The organism is Morganella sp. HMSC11D09 (assembly GCF_001807955.1).
Lineage (GTDB): Bacteria > Pseudomonadota > Gammaproteobacteria > Enterobacterales > Enterobacteriaceae > Morganella > Morganella morganii.
In genome coordinates this window covers 116,309-136,777 of sequence record NZ_KV791661.1, presented here as the reverse complement: position 1 = coordinate 136,777, position 20,469 = coordinate 116,309, and the positions used below count along the sequence as shown (strand labels likewise).

The following is a 20,469-nucleotide window of genomic DNA, read 5'->3' as shown; positions in this document are numbered from 1 at the left end:
ACTTTAAGAACTGTACTAATTAGTACACTTGTGGTGTCTGTTAACCGTGTGAGGAGTAATAATCAAATGACAGAAAAAGCGCAGGATCCTTCAAGACGATCTTTCCTGAAAAATGCCGGTCTCGGCACAATGGGGCTGGCGGCCGGTGCGCTCGGCAGCCATTCTGCATTAGCAGGCGGCAATGCCGTGCTGACAGGGGCAGATGATAAAAATAAAAGTTATATCAAAACAGATAAGCGTAAGAAGCTGATTTATAACGGCTATCTTATCACTATGGATGAGCAGTATGGTGATATTGAAGACGGTGCGGTGCTGGTTGACGGCGATAAAATCGTCGATGTCGGCCCGGTGTCCAAATTTGCCGGGGTTGATGCGGAACTGATTGATGCGGACGGCGGTATTATCCTGCCGGGGATTATCGACAGCCACCGTCATACCTGGATGTCACTGCTGCGCGGGATCTCCGCGGATATGTCACTGGCCGGTTTCCTCGGCTCTACTTTCTACGGCATCGGTTCAGTCATGGAGCCGGAAGATATCCGCATGGCGGCACTGGTGGGATCGGTTGAGGCACTGAATGCCGGGGTAACCACCATTCTTGACTGCTGTGACTGTGTTAACTCACCGGATCATGCGCCGGCGGCGATTGAATCCCTGCGTGCCTCCGGGATCCGCAGTATCTATGCTTATGGTATGCAGGCCTATGATTATAAAGGCAGTAACCGGTTCCGCAGCCATCAGCAGCGCCTGGATGTGATGAAAAATATTCATCAGCAATACTATGGTTCCGGTAATAAAACCCTGAATCAGATGGGGGTACTGCTGAGTGATTTCGGTACCATTCCGTTTGCACATACCGCGAAAGAGATTGAGCTGGCCAATGACCTGGGTATCTTTGTGGCATCTCATACCGGTGCGGCAGAAAAATCCATTCTGCTGAAAGGGTTACATGAGCTGAAACACAATAATCTGCTGAAGCCCGGCCATCTCCACATTCACTGTACTTCGCTGGATAACAGCGAGTGGAAAATCCTGAAAGAGACCGGCGGTAAAGTCTCTATCGCGCCGGAAACTGAAATGCAGATGGGGATGGGGCGTCCGCCGTTCCGCGCCAGTCTTGACCACGGTTTTAAACCCGGCCTGAGCAGCGATATTGTCTGTGTCGGCTCCGGTGACCTGTTCTCGCAGATGCGTCTGGGTCTTCAGTTCCAGCGTTGTATGGACAGCGAAGCAGAAGCAAACCGCACCGGCAAAACCACCACCAAAATTGACCTGAGTGTGCGCGATGCGCTGACCTGGGCAACACACGGCAGTGCGGAAGCGATGGGGATGGAGAAAGAGATCGGCTCGATTACCAAAGGTAAAAAAGCGGATATTATTATCGTTTCCCAGAAAGAAGCCTTCGTACCGTCCAGTTATCCGGCGGGCTCAGTGGTTCTGCAGACCACATCATCCGGTGTGGATACGGTGATTATCAACGGCGATGTGAAAAAACGCTTTGGTAAGCTGACACAGCAGAATACCGACAAAATCCGTTCTGATGCGACAGAAGCACTGCGCCGTATTCAGAAAGCGGCGAAAAAGCTGCCGAAACAGACAGCAGAAGAGGTGGCAACCTTCTTCGATGCCGCTCAGGAGCAGGCGCGTGAGAATTTCTCAGCCGGTTACAGCTATAAAAAATAATTGACCGGCAGTGTGAGCAACACAAAAAACCGCTTCCGTGAGGAAGCGGTTTTGTATTTCAGAGGAAAATTACTGCTCTTCCGGCAGAATAAACATACCGTAAGGGTGGATTTGCAGGAACAGACTGTCGCCGACAGACGGCTGCAATTGTGTGGCATTAATCTGCAGCAGCATGGACTGGCCGTGCCAGTCGACGGTCACTTCATACTGCGGCCCCATATAGGCCACATGAGACACGGTGCAGCGCTGGCTCTCATCACCCAGCAAACTCAGGGTAATGGCCTCCGGACGGACACCGACAGTAACACTGCTTTTTTCTGTGAAAAACTGCGGCGGACGCGGCAGGCGGTAGCTGAAAATCTCAACGGCATCACCGGTCAGTGTCGCCGGGAAGATATTGGCATCACCCATAAAGCTCGCCATAAACTTCGAGGCAGGCTGACGATACAGCTCCTGCGGCGATCCCAGCTGCATGATTTTCCCTTTGTTCATCACCAGTACCATATCCGAGACCGCAAAGGCCTCGCTCTGGTCATGGGTCACATACAGAGAGGTGATATTAAACTGCTGCTGCAATTCACGGATTTTTTCCCGCATGCTGCGGCGCAGGTTGGCATCGAGGTTACTCAGCGGCTCATCAAATAACAGCACTTTCGGTTTGAGGATCAGGGCGCGGGCCAGCGCAACACGCTGCTGCTGACCACCGGAGATCTGATCGACAAAGCGATCCGCGAATCCCGCCAGATCCACCAGCTCCAGTGCTTCTTCCACCCGCTCTTTCACTTCCGCCTTCGGGCGGCCCAGCATTTTCAGCCCGTAACCGACGTTATCGCCGAGGGACATATGCGGGAACAGTGCGTAAGACTGGAACACCATACAGATATCACGCTGCTGGATGGAACGGTCTGTGACATCTTCGCCGTCAATGAACATCTTACCTTCGGTCGGTTTTTCCAGCCCCGCCACCAGACGCAGCACGGTGGTTTTTCCGCAGCCGGACGGGCCGAGCAGGGTGACCATGCTGCCCGCCGGAATAGAAAGACTTAAATCGTCGATGACCGTGTTGGTGCCAAAGCGTTTAGTCACATTTTTTAATTCAACAAAACTTTGTTGTGTCATGTCGGTTACTCCATGATTACTGTGCATTTTTGGCTTTGGAACGTGAAACACGGGCTTCGCCAATCAAAAAGTCGAACAGGAAAATAATCGCCAGCATGACGACGATCAGGATTGAGCCATAGGCAATGGCCACGCCGTATTCGCCGTCTTCCACGCGGTTCAGAATATAGGCGGTTGCCACACGGGTGTCCGGTGTCACGAGGAACACAATGGCACTGACCGTGGTGATGGCGCGGACAAAGCTGTAAATCAGTGCCGACAGAATCGCCGGACGCAGCAGCGGCAGCAGGATGTGGAAGATTGTCCGCATCGAACCGGCACGCAGGCTGAGTGACGCCTCGTCCAGGGATTTGTCGATTTGCCCCAGACCGGCGATACCGGCACGGATCCCGACCGGCACATTTCGCATCGTCATGGAGATAATCACGATTGCCGCCGTCCCGGTTAAATAGAACGGAGAATCGTTAAAGGCGAGGATGTAAGACACACCCGCCACGGTTCCCGGCACCGCGAAGCAGAGCATCGTGGTAAATTCGATGGTCTTTTTGCCGCGGAATTCCTGGCGCACCACAATGTAGGCGATCAGCAGGCCGAGCACGGCGGTGATTGGTGCGGCAATCCCGGCGTAGAGCAGGGTATCGAGCAGTGAAGGCCATGCGCCGTCATTCATGCCCTGACCGAACAGCTTGATAAAGTTATCCAGGGTTAAGGTGTAATCCACGCCCCAGTTCACGGTAAAGCTGCCGTAGAAGATGCTGCCGTACAGTACCAGGTTGAAGACAACCCAGATGGTGAGGAAGGTGGTGACAAACGCAACCAGCGCGGCAGGCAGCGGCTGTACATCACCGCGGTAAGATTTACCGGACACCGTGACATAAGAACGTTTGCCGATCCACATATACTGCACACAGAAGACCAGCAGCGAGAAGACCAGCAGGGAGGCGCCGAGGGTACTGGCCGCCTGATAATCGAGCTGGGAGCCGGTGATATAGAAGTAAATCTGGGTGGCAAGCACGTCAAAGTTACCGCCGAGGACCAGCGGGTTACTGAAGTCTGCCAGTGACTGTACAATCACAATCAGGAAGGCGTTAGCCAGCGCCGGTTTCAGCAGCGGCATAAAGACGTTGAAGAACGTCTGGAAACGGTTGGCGCGCAGGGTGTAAGACGCTTCTTCCAGCGACGGGTGAATGGTTTTGATGGCACCGTCGAGGATCATAAAGGACATCGGCGTAAAGGCGAGCACCTGGGCCAGCCAGATCCCGGTAAAGCCGTACAGCCAGTTGGTATTTTCCAGCCCCGCATAAGTGGCGAGGAATTCGGTCACATAACCGGAACGTCCCATCATCAGGGTGACACCCAGGCCGACAATAAACGGCGGGGTGACAATCGGCAGGATGGAGAACACTCGGCCGATAATTGCCGAGCGTTTTGCGATACGGCTGGTATAAATCGCCAGAATCAGACCGAAGAAGGTACAGCCCGCACCGACTGCCAGTGAGAGCATCACGGAGTTCCAGATGACCTGCACAATATGGGACTGTGTGAGAATCGACACAAACGCGAACGGCGCGAAATCCCCGTTATTGTCGGTGAACATCGGGATAAAAATCGCGACACTCGGGAATACAATAAACAGCGCAATCAGCCCGACCACCGCAATCAGTGAGCCGATAACAAACTGGTCGCCGCCCAGCCATTCCAGGCGTTTGAGGGCGAGGGTCATAATCATGCCGAGCGAGATAAACAGCACAATGGCGGAATAGCCGAGACCTTTTCCTTCCCATACGGCGCTGACTACCGCCACCACTGCCGTCAGAACGGCTACCGCAATATCGGTATAGTGGCGTCCGCGCTGGTCGCGGGAAGCCGGTGTCAGTGAGCGGAAAAACAGTACTGACGGCAGCAGATACCAGAGCCAGCTGACATTCAGCCCGTGCCAGCCGTAAGCGGCAAGAATTTCATCTGATGTGGAGTCGGTTAAACCATAATCCAGGCTCCAGGACGGCAGCAGGGCAAAGCCCAGCCACGCGATCAGCAGCCATAAGAAGATGGAATCCCGTCCCTGTTTTGAAGGCAGAGTCAGGGTTTCAGACATTAAAGAATCTCCCTTGCCCGTCTTCATTCAGGAGAATGAGACAAGACAATATAATTATTATAATAAAAACAAGACCGCGCGGCAGAACACCGCGCGGCAGACAACATTACTTACTCATTTTGACTTCGGTGACCCACTTGTTGATCAGATTCTTACGGGTTTCAGCATCACCGTATTTATCCATATCGTAGTTGATCAGTTTCAGATCAGAGAGTTTCAGTGACATTGGTGAGGATTCAGCCGTGGTATTGGTCAGGATCTGGTAAGATTTACCCTCTTTCCAGCTGATTTCCTGGGCTTCTTTGGACAGCACGAAATCCACGAACAGTTTGGCGTTGTCCATGTTACGGGCATTTTTCAGGATACTGATACCACCGATTTCATAACCGGTTCCTTCACACGGGGAAATTAACTCCAGCGGTGCACCGTTTTCCACTTCCAGGGAATAGTCGTGCAGGAAGCCGATACCGATAGCGGATTCACCACGGGCGGCGTTACGCGCAGGGGCAATACCGGATTTGGTGTACTGGGAGATATTGCTGTTGAGTTTTTTCAGGTAATCGAATGCCTGATCGGTGCCCCACAGCTGGTCAAATGTCGCCAGCGCAGTGTAAGCCGTACCGGAGCTCTGCGGGTCAGCAATCTGGATTTCGCCTTTGTATTCCGGCTTGGTCAGATCTTTCCAGCAGGTCGGGATTGGCAGGCCTTTCTCTTTCAGACGATCTTTGTTCACACCAAAACCTAAGATGCCGACATAAACCGCAGAAGAGTAGTTGCCTTTGCGTTGGGCCGGATCACGGAACTGCGGCATGATCTGATCTAAATTCGGGGATTTGTACGCCTCCAGCAGATCCATCTCACCCGCCTGTGAATGCGGATCTAATGTACCACCGTACCAGACGTCAGCCTGCGGGTTACGTTTTTCCGCTTCGATCTTGGCCAGGGTGCTGCCGGAACCGTTACGGACAAATGTGGTTTTCACATCGTATTTTTTGGCGAAAGCCTGTGTTTCAGCTTCACACATGGCGTTGGTCGCGCTGCAGTAAACCACCAGACGACCGGCGGCATTAGCGGATGTGGTAACAGCAGCCAGTGATAAACCGGCGGCAGCGAGAGCAGAGAGGGTCTTGAGTTTCATTATCAGTTCATTCCTTATTATAGGGTTCTGTCATCGGAGAGTGAAACAGAGCCTGCCAGATGTTCCCGCTTGCTGACATTAGCTATCAGCAGCGGCATCAGCAGTAATCCCGTCAGTGCCGCGGCACTGGTCAGCAGGGTAAACATGCCCTGCCAGCCGTAATGTGCCATGACCTGTGCGAGCGGCCACCCGGCCATTGCCGCCCCTAAGTAGGCGTAAAGACCAAGGTAACCCGTTACCGTACCGGCGGCTTTTTTATGGCAATATTCTGTCGCCGCCAGTCCGATTAACATTTGCGGCCCGAATACAAAAAAGCCGGTACTGAAGAAACACGCCGCCAGCAGTCCGTAGTGATGAATCGGTATTAACCACAGGGCGCTGACAGCAATAAACAGGCCGAGGGAAAACAGCAGAATCATCGGGGCGCGCTGACCACGGAATAAAATATCCGACCCCCAGCCCGCACAGACCGCACCCAGCAAACCGCCCAGTTCAAACAGTGACAATGTGGCATTGGCACTGAGCAGATTGCTGCCGTGTGTTTCGGATAACCACAGGTTTCCCCAGTCATTGATCGCCATCCGGATGAGATAAACGAGAATGTAGGAGAAACCGAGTAACCAGATCATCCGGTTACATAAAATTGTATCTTTCAGGATCACCCGCATCGGCAGCGGCGGGGATAACTGCTCCTGACGCAGTTCTGACGGGTCATGCCGCCATTGCCCGACACTCGGTAATCCCTCTTCCTGCGGCGTGCCGTGCAAGCGGCTGCACAGCCACAGGCCGGTCACCATCCCGATAATACCCGGCACTATCAGGGCGGTCTGCCAGCTGTAACGGGTTGCCAGCCAGGCGGTCAGCAGCGGCAGGGTAATGCCGCCGAGGCTGATGGAGATATTCCACAATCCCCACCAGAAGCCGCGTTCATTGCGCGAATACCAGTGTGTCAGGATGCGCGCGCACGGCGGCCAGCCCCAGCCCTGGAAAAACCCGTTCAGTGTCCAGACAATCAGCAGGGCAGGAAATGACAGGCACCAGGCAAAGACAATATTCAGCACGCCGGTCATAAACAGCCCGGCGCCCATAAACCAGCGGTAACCGGTGATATCGTGGAAAATCCCCGATACAAATTTTGAGATGCCGTAACTCAGGTAAAATGCGGTCGCTATCAGGCCGATATCGCTTTTATCGAGATGCAGTTCTGTCTGCATCACCGGCATCACAAAGTTAAAGCTCTTGCGGGTCAGATAAAACGTGGCGTAACCGATTATCATCGATAACATCAGTTTATTGCGCCAGAATCGATAGGTTTTATCCATGGTTTTGGTCTGTTTTCCGGCCATTACGTTATGTCCCGTTCAGGCTGCAAATGTAATCAATCTGTCAATAAAAAGGATGAGAGAAGGTAGTAGATGACTAGGAATAAGTCTTAGTTTTCGTGATTTTCATCAGAAAATGTGGGCAGGTTAACAATAATCCGGGTCCCGCCGGTGGTGGTCAGTGTCCAGTCGCCGCCGAGTGCCCTGACCCGTTCCTCAATACCGCGCAGACCAAAGCCGCCGCGGCGTTTGCTCTCCGGGATACCGATACCGTTATCTGAGACGTGAAGCTGTATCGTGTCACGTTGCTGTCTCAGTATGATGAGGATGTGGGTGGCGCCGGCATGCTTGCTGATGTTATTTAACAATTCCTGCACAAGCCGGTAAAGCGTGAACAGCACAGTTTCATTTTCCGGCGGCTGTTTCAGTTCATAATGAAACTCGCACTGAATGCCGTTTTCCCCGAACGCAAATTCCGTAATCAGATGGCGCAGCGCATTTTCAAGAGACATTTCACTCAGCACCGGCGGACGCAGTTCCCGTAAAAGCTGGCGGGTGGATTGATGAATTTTCTGTGCCAGTTCATTGATTTGTGCCGCCGCACGGCTGCTTTGCGGATCCGGCGCGGTTTTTCTGACCAGCATAGACTGGATCTGAATCGCCGTGATGTTCTGGCCGATTTCATCATGCAGCTCGCGGGCAATCGCTTTTTTGACATCCTCTTCCGTATGCACCAACTGCTGCATCAGGTCACGCCGCGCCTGTAATTCCTGCTCCAGCCGTTCGCGGTAGCGCTGTAAATTACGCGACAGCTGCTGCTGACGGCTGATGGCAATCCCGAGGCCGATACCAATCAGTGCCTGGGTGCTCATAAACATCTGCAATTCCTGTAAATCGGCAAATGCGCCGTTAAACTGGCGGGCAAAGGTGATGATCAGACTGCCGAGCAGGGCAGAGAGCACGCCGCCCTGCCAGCCGTAGCGGTAGGCCATAAAGACATTGGGGATAAACACCAGCAGCACCAGCAGGCGCTCAATTTCCGGGGTAAAAAAGAGCTGGGCGCTGAGCCCGGCCAGACAGAACAGAAAACACCACATCAGCAGCGAAGTGCGCAGCTGCGGATCCGGCGTGCCGTAATCCAGGATCAGGCGGAAATGCTGTTCATGGAGATATTCATAGATCAGATAGACAAATGGTGTCAGAAGGATACCGCCGGTCAGCGTGGTGAGGAAAATCTGAGTCACACTCAGCGGCGTCAGCAGACTGAACACCAGGGTATGCAGCAGGCTGTTGATACCGACACCGGCGATCAGCAGTAACAGGCGCTGCCAGTAAAGGGTGTAGCGCCACCAGGTGGTCTGGATAATAAAAGCGGTGATAAGGCTCAGCAGCGGCGACAGCAGGATCACCGGCTGTGACAGCAGCTGTTCCTGTGCCAGCCAGATATTCAGCAGCAGCTCCGCCAGCAGCAGGGTCGGCCAGAAGCGCCGCCACAGCAGGATCATCAGCGCCAGCCGCAACCCTTCCGGCAGGAAAAAGGCGGACAGCACACTGTTCTGACTGAGGTAAAAACCGATGATCCACAGACCAATCCAGGTCAGGGAATAGGTAAACAGCAGAAATACCGACTGTAACAGCAGACGAGCGCCGCGCCTCATGGCCTATTGTCCCGCAATAAGGTGGTGCGCCAGGGCAAAATGAACCAGATCGATCGTGCTGTCGCACTGCAGTTTGCCCAGCACATTGGCGCGGTGGACATGCACAGTTTTATGGCTGAGTTCGAGTTTATCCGCAATCGCCCGCACACTCATCCCGGCCACCAGCAGATCAAACACCTCACGTTCACGCGGGGTCAGCTCTTCCAGCGCCCGGTTTTCCGGCGGTGACTGGCGCAGTGCACGCATGGCATCCGCACACAGATAGCAGCCGCCCTGATGCACGGAACGCACAGCCTGAACCAGCTCTTCCGGGCCGCAGCGTTTGGTGAGATACGCACTGGCACCGGCGTCCAGAGCGCTCTGCACAAAGGCCGGGGTATCATAAATACTGAGAATGATGGTACGGAAGGAGGTTTTGCGCTCCCGCAGACGGGCGAGCAGCTGTAATCCGTTTTCATCCGGCATGGAAATATCCATGATCACCACATCAATATCCGGACGGGTCAGTGCGGGCCAGGCTTCCGCCGCACTGGCATATTGTCCGGCGATGGTAATATCCGGCTCCAGTGTCAGGAGCTGGGCGAAACCGGATCGCACAACTACATGGTCATCGATGAGCGCTATTTTTATCATGTCCGGACAGCGTATTATCAGCAGAAAGGGATCAATTATTGACAGAGGTTATATCAATATAGCGGGTGATAATCGAGGATATTCATACAGAAATCCGCTCCCCGGCTGTTTTTTTACCGCTTAACCGATTCGGTTGCAGGTAAATTATTTCACATAGGCAAGCAACGGCAGTGAATCACGGGCCAGTGCGGTGCATTTGTAGTTTTCCGGCAGCTTTATATGTTTGATGTCGAAATAGTTCTCTTTATTCATTTCCGCCATCTGCCGGGTATCATAATTGCTCATATCCCAGCGGTTACTTTTGGCAAACAGTAAGATCGCTTTTTCGATACGGGCATTCGGTAAATCCCCGTAGCCGCAATCATTTTTCAGATAAATAAAAACCGCAGTCAGTCCGGCGAGGTCTTCAGCCTGTGACGGCGTCAGCGCTTTCGCGGGCAGGGAAAGCAGCAGGGCACAGCTGAATAAAGCGTGAATGAATATTTTCATAGTAAGTAGTTTACCGGTGGCGCCTGTCAGTTTATGTGAAGATTTTAATAGTTTTGTCGCGAATGTCATCCGCTGACTAAAGTGGTGTAAAGCCCTTATTCCGGAGAAGGGAATACATTGACCTTGCCCTTAGGGCAGGGTTTAGCCTGCGCTATAACAGAACCCAATCATTTTGTCATAGCATATCACCACTGATGATAAAGGAAGCATATCATGCAACGACGCGATTTTTTGAAATATAGCGCATTCTTAGGTGCTGCCACGATGCTGCCGGCATGGAGCCGGTTTGCTTTTGCGGCACAGGAACGCCCGGCTCTCGGTATTCCGCCCCTGTTAACAGCGGATAATGCCCAAAAAATCACCCTGAATATTCAGCAGGGGAAAATGGCGTTTATTCCCGGCAAAACCACCCAAACCTGGGGATATAACGGTGATTTACTGGGCCCGGCACTGAAACTGCGGCGCGGTAAACCGGTGACGGTGGATATCGTCAATAAACTGCCGGAAGCGACCACTGTTCACTGGCACGGTCTGGAGATCAGCGGAGAGCAGGATGGCGGGCCGCAGGCCATTATCGCCCCGGGCGGCACCCGCACGGTCAGTTTCACGCCGGATCAGCCGGAAGCCACCTGCTGGTTCCACCCGCACACCCACGGCAAAACCGGCCATCAGGTCGCGATGGGACTGGCCGGGCTGGTGCTGATTGAGGATGACAATACCGCTTCAACCGGCTTGCCGGGTGAGTGGGGCATTGATGATATCCCGGTGGTATTGCAGGATAAGCGTCTGACTGCAGACGGCGAAATTGATTATCAGCTGGATGTGATGTCAGCGGCGGTCGGCTGGTTTGGTGACACTATGCTCACCAACGGTGCGGTTTACCCGCAGCATATGGCCCCGCGCGGCTGGTTGCGTCTGCGGCTGCTCAACGGCTGTAACGCCCGCAGTCTGCAGATGGCAGCCGGTGACGGGCGTCCGCTGTATGTGGTCGGCAGTGACGGCGGCCTGCTGGCCGAACCGGTAAAAGTGCAGGAGCTGCCGATGCTGCCGGGGGAACGGTTTGAAGTGCTGGTGGATACATCAGACGGAAAAGTCTTTGATATTGTCACCTTGCCGGTTCGTCAGATGGGGATGACTCTGGCACCGTTTGATGCTCCGCTGCCGGTGCTGTCCATCCGCCCGACTCTCGATGCCGCGCGTGGTAAGCTGCCGGATGTGCTGGCAGCCATGCCTGCCCTGATCGAGACCTCCCGTCTGCCGGTGCGTGAGTTCCGTCTGATGATGGATATGCGCCTCGACATGCAGGGCATGATGATGCTGACCGACAAATACGGCCCGCAGGCGATGGCCGGGATGGGCATGCACGGCGGCATGGGCGGCCATATGAGCGGCGGACACATGGGCGGAATGAATAATAATGGTATGGGGCGCGGTATGCGCGGCGGCCACTGTGGCTCCGGTGAGGTTGATCTGATGAATGCCAACAGTATCAACGGCATCCCGTTCTCCATGACCGAAAGTGCCTTTGATGTGAAACAGGGGCAGGCGGAGCGCTGGATTATCTCCGGTGTCGGCGACATGATGCTGCACCCGTTCCATATTCACGGTACCCGTTTCCGTATTCTCAGCGAGGGCGGACGCACACCTGCGGCCCACCGGCAGGGCTGGAAAGATATGGTGCGGATCGAAGGCAATGTCAGCGAAGTGCTGGTGAAATTCGACCATCCGGCCACCAATGCGCATCCGTTTATGGCGCACTGTCACCTGCTGGAACATGAAGATACCGGTATGATGACCGGCTTTACTGTCACGGCCTGAATATAAAATTAACCGTCGACAATCCGCGTCAGTCATGGCGCGGATACTGTTTATCTGTCCGTGGTATGCTAAACTAACGCGCTTTCTGACCGGTATTAAACCGGGTTTAATGCCGAACCACTGAAACAGCGTACCGTTGACGACAAAAAAATCATGAAGAAACACACCTTAGATACAATGATCTCCGAAGCTGAGATTCAGCAGCGCGTTGCCGATCTCGGCAGCGAAATTTCCGCACACTATCGTCACAGCAACAAAGAGCTGGTCTTAGTCGGGTTACTGAAAGGATCTTTTATTTTTATGGCCGACCTGTGCCGTAAAATTGATGTTCCGCATGAAGTCGATTTTATGACGGTATCCAGTTACGGCAGCGGCACCTCGTCCACCCGTGATGTGAAAATTGTCAAAGACCTGGACGAAGATATCCGCGGCAAAGACGTGCTGATCGTGGAAGATATCATTGATTCCGGCAATACACTGCACCGCGTGCGCGACATTCTGTCTCTGCGCGGCCCGAACTCTGTGGCTATCTGCACCCTGCTGGATAAACCGTCCCGCCGTGAAGTGGATGTGCCGGTTGACTGGGTCGGCTACGCAATCGAAGACAAATTTGTGGTCGGTTACGGCATCGACTACGCCCAGAGCTACCGCCACCTGCCGTATATCGGCCATGTGACACTGCTGGAAGAGTAATGTGTCCGGTTGTGAATATAAAAACGGCACCCAAAGGTGCCGTTTGCTTTTACGGTGATCAGGACGACGGCATATTTGAAAGTTTGGCCACGGCCTGGCGGTAAGCCAGTTCCATTTTTTCGCGGCTGTCAGAGCTGATATCCAGATCATGCAGCAGGCCGTTGTTAATCCCGTAGATCCAGCCGTGGATCATCACACGCTGGCCGCGTTTCCACGCTGCCTGCATAATGGTGGAGTGACCCAGGTTATACACCTGTTCCACCACGTTCAGTTCACACAGACGGTTGATGCGGTCCTGTGGTGCGAGTTCGCCCAGCAGGGAGCTGTGCTGATACCAGATATCACGGATATGCAGTAACCAGTTGTTGATAAGCCCCAGTTCGGTGCCCTCAATCGCGGCCTGAATACCACCGCAGTTGTAGTGACCGCAGACGATAATATGTTCAACCTGGAGCACATCCACGGCATACTGGATGACGGACAGGCAGTTCAGGTCGGTATGGATGACAAGGTTTGCCACATTACGGTGAACAAACAGATCGCCCGGTGCTGCTTCGATCAGTTTTTCAGCGGGAACACGGCTGTCGGAGCAGCCGATCCAGAGAAAACGCGGCTTTTGAGCCTGTGCTAACTCTTTGAAAAATTCCGGATCTTTTTCGTTTACAGATTCGGACCACTGTTTGTTATTGGCAAACAGCTCTTCGATTTTTTTCATCATGACGGATAGCCTGTTGCAGATCCTTTAGCTAGAATCTTTTGTATAAAAAATTTAAATTTTAATAAATTGTTATTAAATAATTTCAGCAAAGAAGACAAATTGTCAAGAACCGATTCCGGTTCGCAGGTATTATTTCGGTTTATATTGCACCCAAATTTCTAAATTAAAAAGGTATTTTTCTGTTATGACCTATGCACTGGAAATATCACAATTAACCAAGCAGTATGCCGGAGGCGTGCAGGCTTTACGGGGAATTGACCTGAAAGTCAGTGCCGGCGATTTCTACGCCCTGCTGGGTCCGAACGGCGCGGGAAAATCCACCACCATCGGGATCATCAGTTCACTGGTGAACAAAACCGGCGGCAAAGTCTCCGTGTTCGGTTATGACATCGATACCGACCTGGTTTTAGCCAAACGTCAGCTCGGCCTGGTACCGCAGGAGTTTAACTTCAACCCGTTTGAGACCGTACTGCAGATTGTCTTACAGCAGGCGGGCTATTACGGGGTGCCGCACAAACTGGCGCAGGAGCGGGCGAAAACCTACTTAACGCAGCTGGATTTGTGGGAAAAACGTGATGAGCGCGCGATGCGTCTGTCCGGCGGGATGAAGCGCCGGCTGATGATTGCCCGCGCACTGATGCATCAGCCGAAACTGCTGATCCTCGACGAACCGACCGCCGGGGTGGATATCGAACTGCGCCGCTCCATGTGGGGGTTCCTCAAAACCCTGAATGCGCAGGGCACCACGATCATTCTCACCACGCACTATCTCGAGGAAGCGGAAATGCTGTGCCGCAATATCGGGATTATCCAGCACGGTGAACTGGTGGAAAACACCAGTATGAAAGCGCTGCTCGGTAAGCTGGAATCGGAAACCTTTATCCTCGATCTGGGCTCGAAAAACCCGCTGCCGCAGCTTGAGGGTTATACATTCCGGCTGACTGACACCTCAACGCTGGAGGTGGATGTCCGCCGTGAACAGGGGCTGAACGGTGTTTTTGCCCAGCTGAATGCGCAGGGCATTGATGTGTTAAGTATGCGCAACAAAGCGAACCGGCTGGAGGAATTATTTGTGCATCTGGTGAATCATGATTTGGAGGCTGCAAAATGATGTCGCTGTACTGGGTGGCGCTGAAAACAATCTGGCGCAAAGAAATCACCCGTTTTATGCGGATTTGGATCCAGACGCTGATCCCGCCGGTGATCACCATGTCACTCTATTTTATTATTTTCGGTAATCTTATCGGTAACCGGATCGGTGAAATGGGCGGTGTCGGTTACATGCAGTTTATCGTGCCGGGCCTGATTATGATGTCAGTGATTACGAACTCCTATGCCAACGTATCCTCTTCTTTTTTCGGGGCAAAATTCCAGAAAAGTATCGAGGAACTGCTGGTGGCTCCGGTGCCGACCCATGTCATTATCGCCGGGTTTGTCGGCGGTGGTGTGGCGCGCGGTGTGCTGGTCGGGATCCTGGTCACATTAGTATCTCTGTTCTTTGTGCCGTTACAGATCCACTCCTGGTTTATGATCATTGCCACGCTGCTGATGACCTCGATTCTGTTCTCGCTGGCGGGGCTGCTTAACGCGCTGTTTGCGAAAAGCTTTGATGATATCAGCATTATCCCGACGTTCGTCCTGACGCCGCTGACCTACCTGGGCGGGGTGTTTTACTCCCTGACGCTGTTACCGGCGTTCTGGCAGGCGGTGTCCAAACTGAACCCGATTGTCTATATGATCAGCGGCTTCCGTTATGGTTTCCTCGGTATCAGTGATGTCTCTCTGACCACCACCCTCGGGGTACTGAGCTTGTTTATTGCGGTGTTTTATCTGCTCACCTGGCGCCTGATTGAGAAAGGGCGCGGTCTGAGAACCTGACCCTGCTTTCTGATCATCCGCCCGGCACATGGTTGCCGGGCTTTTTGTATCTGTCCTGATTATTTTCCTGCGCTATGTAATTATTTTTCCTCGGTTTATCTCCGATTAATACAGACCTTCTCCCGTTCCTGCCACTGCCAAAGTTAAATCACAGAATTAGTATGCGTTTATCTCCTGCTGCATAGATTAATTAAATTAATGTGTTTATCGTGTGCGGGCTGGTAAAAACCGGCTGTGTACTGATGTTTAAGGATAAATTTCATTCTGTTTCATTATTACATTCGGAGATATTTTTATGGGTATCGCTACATACGACAGGGAAGACGGATGGTCGTTTATCGATGATGTGTTAAGCAGCCCGGGACGGGGTAACGGACGCTGGATTAATAATAAAATTTCATATGATGCCTTTGATGCGGGCAGTCAGATTGTCAGAGCCAATACCGGCTGGAATGGCGCGGGTGTGCTCGGGCAGCCCGCGGAAGTAACCTATTCATTCCCGACATGGGAGGGAATGTATTATAACGGCGCAGGAAACACCGGCCTGAAGGGTTTTAATGACTATCAGAAAGATCAGGCCCGTTTATCACTGCAGTCATGGGCTGATGTGGCAAATATTACCTTTAAGGAAGTGGATGCCGGCCGGGGGGAAATCTATACCAATATCACCTTTGGTTATATCAATGATAAATACACTCAGGCCTATGCCTGGCTGCCGCACACCAAAGATTATTCGGGTGATGTGGTGACCGATTCGCGGGGTTTTGATGTCTCCGGCCAGTCCTGGTACAGCTCAGAACCCGGGGCGCTGAATGTGACACCGGTGACCGGAAACTATGGCCGCCTGACATTTACCCATGAAATCGGTCATACCCTCGGGTTAAATCATCCGGGCAACTATAACGCCGGTGAAGGACGTCCTTCTTATAAAGATGCGGATTACGCCGAAGATACACGGCAGTACAGTGTAATGAGTTACTGGAGTGAAAAAATCACCGGTGCGGACCACAAAGGCTACTACGCTTCCGCGCCGCTGCTGGATGACATTACGGCGATTCAGAAACTGTACGGTGCAAATTATAACATCCGCACTGATGACACTGTTTATGGGTTTGATTCCAATACCGGGCGCGATTATTACTCTGCCCAAAATGCCACAGATAAACTTATTTTTACTGTCTGGGACGGCGGCGGTAATGACACCCTGAATTTTTCCCGTTATAAGCAGGATCAGAAAATTTCGCTGCGTGAAGGCGATTTTTCAGATGTCGGTGGCCTGACCGGCAATGTGTCAATCGCACACGGTGTGGTGATTGAAAATGCCTTCGGCGGGCGCGGAAATGATGTGATTATCGGCAATGATGCAGACAACATCCTGATGGGTAACGGCGGGAATGATGTGCTGTACGGTGGCGCCGGGCAGGATCAGCTCTGGGGCGGCACCGGGAGCGATATCTTTGTGTTCTCGGCTGTGTCGGATTCGCTGTATGACCGGCCTGACCATATCCGTGATTTCTCAACCGGGCTGGACCGTATTGATTTACAGGGACTGAATCAGAACAGCGCCGGGGAAAAATTCATTTATTTCACCGATGAATTTACCGGTGCGGCCGGGGAAGCGATGCTCCGCTATGATGACGGACTGAACCTGACAGAGTTGCTGATTAATGTCAGCGGAAATCAGTACCAGCCTGATTTTAAAGTGGATATCACCGGTATGGTGAATGTTCACACTGATTTTATCGTTTAACGCAGCAGGCGGGCGCGGCCGGTGCGGCGTCCGCAGAATTCAGGAATTCACTATGCAAATTTCCCGGTCATTATTGTTTTCGTTACTGTTATCAGGGCAGAGTGCGGCCATCAGCCTGAAAATCCCCGCCGCAGATGATCTTCAGGGCAACTGGCAGTTTACGGAGGACGGGCAGACGCTGCCGGTCGGACTCACAGCGGTTCCCGACAGCGCGGCAGACGGGTTTCAGCTGCATTTCACGGCACAGCCGCAAATAACGGCCTGGCGCCCGGCGCCGGACGGCATTGCGTTTCTTACCGCAGACGGCACCACACGTTATTTCTTTTCCGCTGAAGCCCCCGGCCGTTACCGCGCGGAAATCTGGCATGAAAATGGCGCCTGTCTTCTGAAAGAGTAATTACCTCTCTTTTTTACCTGGTGAACAATATTATCAATCCCGGCAGACATGCCGGGCGGAGTCCCTGTGTATGCTTTCCGGGAAAACCAGAAATGACATTACGGCATTTATTGCCGCCCGCAAGTCCCTGTTTACCTCACTGGCATTATTCAGCGGACTGATTAATCTGCTGATGCTGGTGCCGTCTGTGTATATGCTGCAGGTGTACGACCGCGTTCTGCCCTCCGGCAATGAAATGACGCTGCTGATGCTGACGCTGATAATGGCCGGATTACTGGCACTGACCGGCGGTCTCGATTATTTGCGCAATATGCTGGTGATCCGCATGAGTAACCAGTTTGATCTGGCGCTGAACAGCCGGGTTTATGATGCGGCGTTTCAGGCAAAGCTGCACCGCACGCCGGGGCACCTGCCGTTACAGGCACAGACCGATCTGATGATCCTGCGCCGTTTTATCACCGGCAACGGTATTTTTGCTTTTCTCGATCTGCCCTGGTTTCCGCTTTATCTGCTGGTGATTGCCCTGTTTAATCCGTGGCTCGGGTTGTTTGCCTGTGGCGGTGCCGTCGTGCTGATCGTGCTCGCGCTGCTCAATGAACGGCTTTCCGGGCCGCCGCTGACCGCTGCAAACCGCTCTTCCGCCGCCGCACAGGGCATGCAGGGCAGCCATTTTGCCCATACTGAACCCGCAGAGGCGATGGGAATGCAGCAGTATTTGCGTCAGCGCTGGCTGAACCGGCACTGCGACAGCCTGAAGAAACAGACACAGGCCAGTGATTATTCAGCAAAAATCATGACAATCACCAAAACCATCCGCCTGATCCTGCAATCCCTGATGCTGGGGCTGGGCGGCTGGCTGGCGCTGGATAATACCATCTCGCCGGGCATGATGATTGCCGGGTCGATTCTGCTGGGACGCGCGCTGTCACCGGTCGAACAGGTCACAGGCGTATGGAAAAGTGCCAAAGAGAGCAGGCTGGCGTATCAGCGGATTACTGCGTTGCTGGCGGCTCACCCGCAACCACCGCAGAAGCTGGCACTGCCGGTTCCGCAGGGTAATTTGTCCGTCTCCGTGATGCAGGCGGGTTATCCCGGCGCTGACACACCGCAGCTGCACAATTTGCATTTCAGCCTTGTACCGGGGGAGGTGCTGGGGATCATCGGTCCGTCAGGTGCCGGAAAATCGGCACTGGCAAAACTGCTCGCCGGGTTATGGCCTGCAACACGCGGGGCTGTCCGGCTGGACAGGGCCGAGCTCTGTCAGCAGGACAAAGCGGTGTCCGGCAAATATATCGGTTATCTTCCCCAGGAAATTGCACTTTTTCCCGGCACAATCGCCGATAATATCGCTCGTTTCGATCCTGATGCTGATCCGGAAAATATCATCCGTGCGGCGCAACTGGCACAGGTACATGAATTGATCCTGCAACTGCCGCAGGGCTATGAAACCCTGACCGGGGCAGACGGCACCGGCCTTTCCGGCGGTCAGCGGCAGCGGATCGCCCTGGCGCGGGCACTGTACGGCTCACCGGCACTGATCATTCTGGATGAACCCAATGCCGCGCTGGATGATGCCGGGCTCAGTGCGCTGTTAGCTGCCATGGATACGCTGAAAAAACAGGGAAAAACCATTGTGCTTATTACTCACCATAAACCGCTGCTATCCGTGACGGACAAGCTGTTGCTGCTTACAGGCGGACGGATGCAGCTTTTTGGCCCGGCGGAGAAGGTCATTGAAACACTTAATAATCAGGCGGGTAAAAATAATGATCACTAAATGGTTATCTGCGGCGCCGGGGGTAAAAACCGATACCGGCGGGTATCAGCGCGCGGGGAAATATGGGGTTGTCCTGGGCCTTGCCGGTTTTTTGTTGTGGGCGGGATTTGCACCGCTTGATCAGGGCGTTGCCGCATCAGGAACGGTTGTGATTGCCGGTAATATCAAGCAGGTGCAGTCTCCGGCGGATGGCGTGATTTCTGAGATTTATGTGCAAAACGGCCAGCGGGCGGAAAAAGATCAGGTGCTGGTACGGCTGCGTCCGGTGCAGTCTCAGGCTCAGGCAGTATCGCTGGCAGAGCAGCTCGACAGCACACTGCTGATACAGCGGCGGCTGGAGGCAGAGCTGCGTGGTGAAGCGGCATTTACCCCGGCGGCGGATGATGTCTTTTATGCGCCGCCCGTGTATGGCCGGGCACAGTTACAGGCGCAGAATGCACTGCTTACAGACCGGCGGCTTGAACTGGAGAGTGAGATTCAGGCCCGCCGGGTCACGGTCGACGGCCTGACGCAGCGGCTTATCACTCTGCGGGAGATTGCCCGCAGCACTGCGCAACAGGCGGACAGCCTGACGGCACAGGCGGCAAATCTTAAATCGCTGGCGGATGAGGGGTATCTGCCGCGCCATCGCTATCAGGAAATTCGCCGGGAAAGTGCGGCACTGCGCAATCAGGCGGATGACACCCGGTTACAGATAAGCCGTGCAGAGGAAGAAAAAGCCGCGCAGACAGAGCAGATCACACAGCGGCGGGCAGCTTTTCACGGCGGGATCCGCGAGGAGTTATCACGTTTGTCAGTTCAGCGCAGTGAGCTGAAAAAACAACAGATTATCGAAAACGAGCGGCTGGAACAGCATGTCATTACCGCGCCGGTGACCGGTACTGTTATGGATGTGTCCGTGTTTACCGCAGGCGGTGTGGTGAAAGCCGGGGAAAAACTGATGTCGGTGGTGCCGGAACAACAGACGCTGATTATTGAAGGTAAATTATCACCGCAATGGATAGATAAAGTCGCTCCCGGTCAGTCTGCGGATCTGCTGTTTACCGCCTTCAATCAGAACCTGACTCCCAAACTGCGCGGCGAACTGACGATGATCTCAGCCGATCGTCTGATAAATCCGGTAAACGGGGAACCTTACTATCAGATTCAGATCGCAGTGCCGGAAACGGCGGCGGCTCAGGAGATCAAACCCGGTATGCCCGCTGAGATTTTTATCCGCACCGGTGAGCGATCACTGCTCAGTTATCTGTTTAAGCCTGTAACTGACCGGCTCTTTTTCGCGCTGACCGAGGAGTGATCCC

The 20,469-nt window shown here is 53.5% G+C and carries 17 protein-coding genes; 9 read left to right on the top strand and 8 right to left on the bottom strand.

Annotated features, from left to right (window positions below; translation table 11 throughout):
- Positions 1 to 66 precede the first annotated feature (66 nt).
- Positions 67 to 1,683: an amidohydrolase family protein gene (locus HMPREF3119_RS03230; RefSeq protein WP_004238940.1), complete on the top strand. Its 1,617-nt coding sequence runs from the start codon at positions 67 to 69 to the stop codon at positions 1,681 to 1,683.
- 69 nt (positions 1,684 to 1,752) lie between these two features.
- On the opposite strand, the gene fbpC is transcribed toward HMPREF3119_RS03230, so the two are convergent.
- The 7 genes from fbpC to HMPREF3119_RS03195 all read right to left on the bottom strand — a co-directional run bounded on the left by fbpC (position 1,753) and on the right by HMPREF3119_RS03195 (position 10,137).
- Positions 1,753 to 2,802 carry a ferric ABC transporter ATP-binding protein gene (fbpC, locus tag HMPREF3119_RS03225; protein ID WP_032097806.1) on the bottom strand — a complete coding sequence of 350 codons (1,050 nt, stop codon included), beginning with the start codon at positions 2,800 to 2,802 and terminating at the stop codon, positions 1,753 to 1,755.
- Between the two features lie 16 nt (positions 2,803 to 2,818).
- A complete protein-coding gene (locus HMPREF3119_RS03220) occupies positions 2,819 to 4,897 on the bottom strand; it encodes an ABC transporter permease (protein WP_032097807.1) in 2,079 nt (692 codons plus the stop codon).
- A gap of 106 nt (positions 4,898 to 5,003) precedes the next feature.
- Positions 5,004 to 6,035: an ABC transporter substrate-binding protein gene (locus tag HMPREF3119_RS03215; protein ID WP_070578427.1), complete on the bottom strand. Its 1,032-nt coding sequence runs from the start codon at positions 6,033 to 6,035 to the stop codon at positions 5,004 to 5,006.
- A gap of 17 nt (positions 6,036 to 6,052) precedes the next feature.
- Positions 6,053 to 7,381, bottom strand: coding sequence for an MFS transporter family glucose-6-phosphate receptor UhpC (gene uhpC, locus HMPREF3119_RS03210; protein WP_070578423.1), 1,329 nt, complete (start codon positions 7,379 to 7,381; stop codon positions 6,053 to 6,055).
- An 86-nt stretch (positions 7,382 to 7,467) separates the two neighbouring features.
- Positions 7,468 to 9,015: an MASE1 domain-containing sensor histidine kinase gene (locus HMPREF3119_RS03205; protein ID WP_004238936.1), complete on the bottom strand. Its 1,548-nt coding sequence runs from the start codon at positions 9,013 to 9,015 to the stop codon at positions 7,468 to 7,470.
- Positions 9,016 to 9,018: 3 nt separating this feature from the next.
- Positions 9,019 to 9,648, bottom strand: coding sequence for a response regulator transcription factor (locus HMPREF3119_RS03200; RefSeq protein ID WP_004236009.1), 630 nt, complete (start codon positions 9,646 to 9,648; stop codon positions 9,019 to 9,021).
- Positions 9,649 to 9,792: 144 nt separating this feature from the next.
- On the bottom strand, positions 9,793 to 10,137 hold the full coding sequence (locus HMPREF3119_RS03195) for a YacC family pilotin-like protein (RefSeq protein WP_004236008.1): 345 nt from the start codon (positions 10,135 to 10,137) through the stop codon (positions 9,793 to 9,795).
- Between the two features lie 213 nt (positions 10,138 to 10,350).
- Between HMPREF3119_RS03195 and cueO the strand changes: the two genes are divergently transcribed.
- Positions 10,351 to 11,955, top strand: a complete 1,605-nt coding sequence (gene cueO, locus HMPREF3119_RS03190; RefSeq protein WP_070578420.1) for a multicopper oxidase CueO — start codon at positions 10,351 to 10,353, stop codon at positions 11,953 to 11,955.
- A 153-nt stretch (positions 11,956 to 12,108) separates the two neighbouring features.
- A complete protein-coding gene (gene hpt, locus HMPREF3119_RS03185; protein ID WP_015422488.1) occupies positions 12,109 to 12,648 on the top strand; it encodes a hypoxanthine phosphoribosyltransferase in 540 nt (179 codons plus the stop codon).
- 58 nt (positions 12,649 to 12,706) lie between these two features.
- On the opposite strand, the gene can is transcribed toward hpt, so the two are convergent.
- Positions 12,707 to 13,366 carry a carbonate dehydratase gene (can, locus tag HMPREF3119_RS03180; protein WP_004236004.1) on the bottom strand — a complete coding sequence of 220 codons (660 nt, stop codon included), beginning with the start codon at positions 13,364 to 13,366 and terminating at the stop codon, positions 12,707 to 12,709.
- A 184-nt stretch (positions 13,367 to 13,550) separates the two neighbouring features.
- Here can and HMPREF3119_RS03175 point away from each other — a divergent pair, with 184 nt between their 5' ends.
- From HMPREF3119_RS03175 to HMPREF3119_RS03150, 6 genes are all read left to right on the top strand, one after another.
- Positions 13,551 to 14,477 (top strand): ABC transporter ATP-binding protein, encoded by a 927-nt coding sequence (locus HMPREF3119_RS03175; protein ID WP_004238932.1) that lies wholly within the window; start codon positions 13,551 to 13,553, stop codon positions 14,475 to 14,477.
- Positions 14,474 to 15,244: an ABC transporter permease gene (locus HMPREF3119_RS03170; RefSeq protein ID WP_004236001.1), complete on the top strand. Its 771-nt coding sequence runs from the start codon at positions 14,474 to 14,476 to the stop codon at positions 15,242 to 15,244. The genes HMPREF3119_RS03175 and HMPREF3119_RS03170 overlap by 4 nt, the downstream gene beginning before the upstream one ends.
- A gap of 295 nt (positions 15,245 to 15,539) precedes the next feature.
- On the top strand, positions 15,540 to 16,994 hold the full coding sequence (locus HMPREF3119_RS03165) for a serralysin family metalloprotease (protein WP_070578417.1): 1,455 nt from the start codon (positions 15,540 to 15,542) through the stop codon (positions 16,992 to 16,994).
- Positions 16,995 to 17,046: 52 nt separating this feature from the next.
- Positions 17,047 to 17,391: an AprI/Inh family metalloprotease inhibitor gene (locus tag HMPREF3119_RS03160; RefSeq protein ID WP_070578512.1), complete on the top strand. Its 345-nt coding sequence runs from the start codon at positions 17,047 to 17,049 to the stop codon at positions 17,389 to 17,391.
- A gap of 70 nt (positions 17,392 to 17,461) precedes the next feature.
- Positions 17,462 to 19,168: a type I secretion system permease/ATPase gene (locus HMPREF3119_RS03155; RefSeq protein ID WP_070578414.1), complete on the top strand. Its 1,707-nt coding sequence runs from the start codon at positions 17,462 to 17,464 to the stop codon at positions 19,166 to 19,168.
- Positions 19,158 to 20,465: an HlyD family type I secretion periplasmic adaptor subunit gene (locus tag HMPREF3119_RS03150; protein WP_049242431.1), complete on the top strand. Its 1,308-nt coding sequence runs from the start codon at positions 19,158 to 19,160 to the stop codon at positions 20,463 to 20,465. The genes HMPREF3119_RS03155 and HMPREF3119_RS03150 overlap by 11 nt, the downstream gene beginning before the upstream one ends.
- The last annotated feature ends 4 nt before the right edge of the window (positions 20,466 to 20,469 follow it).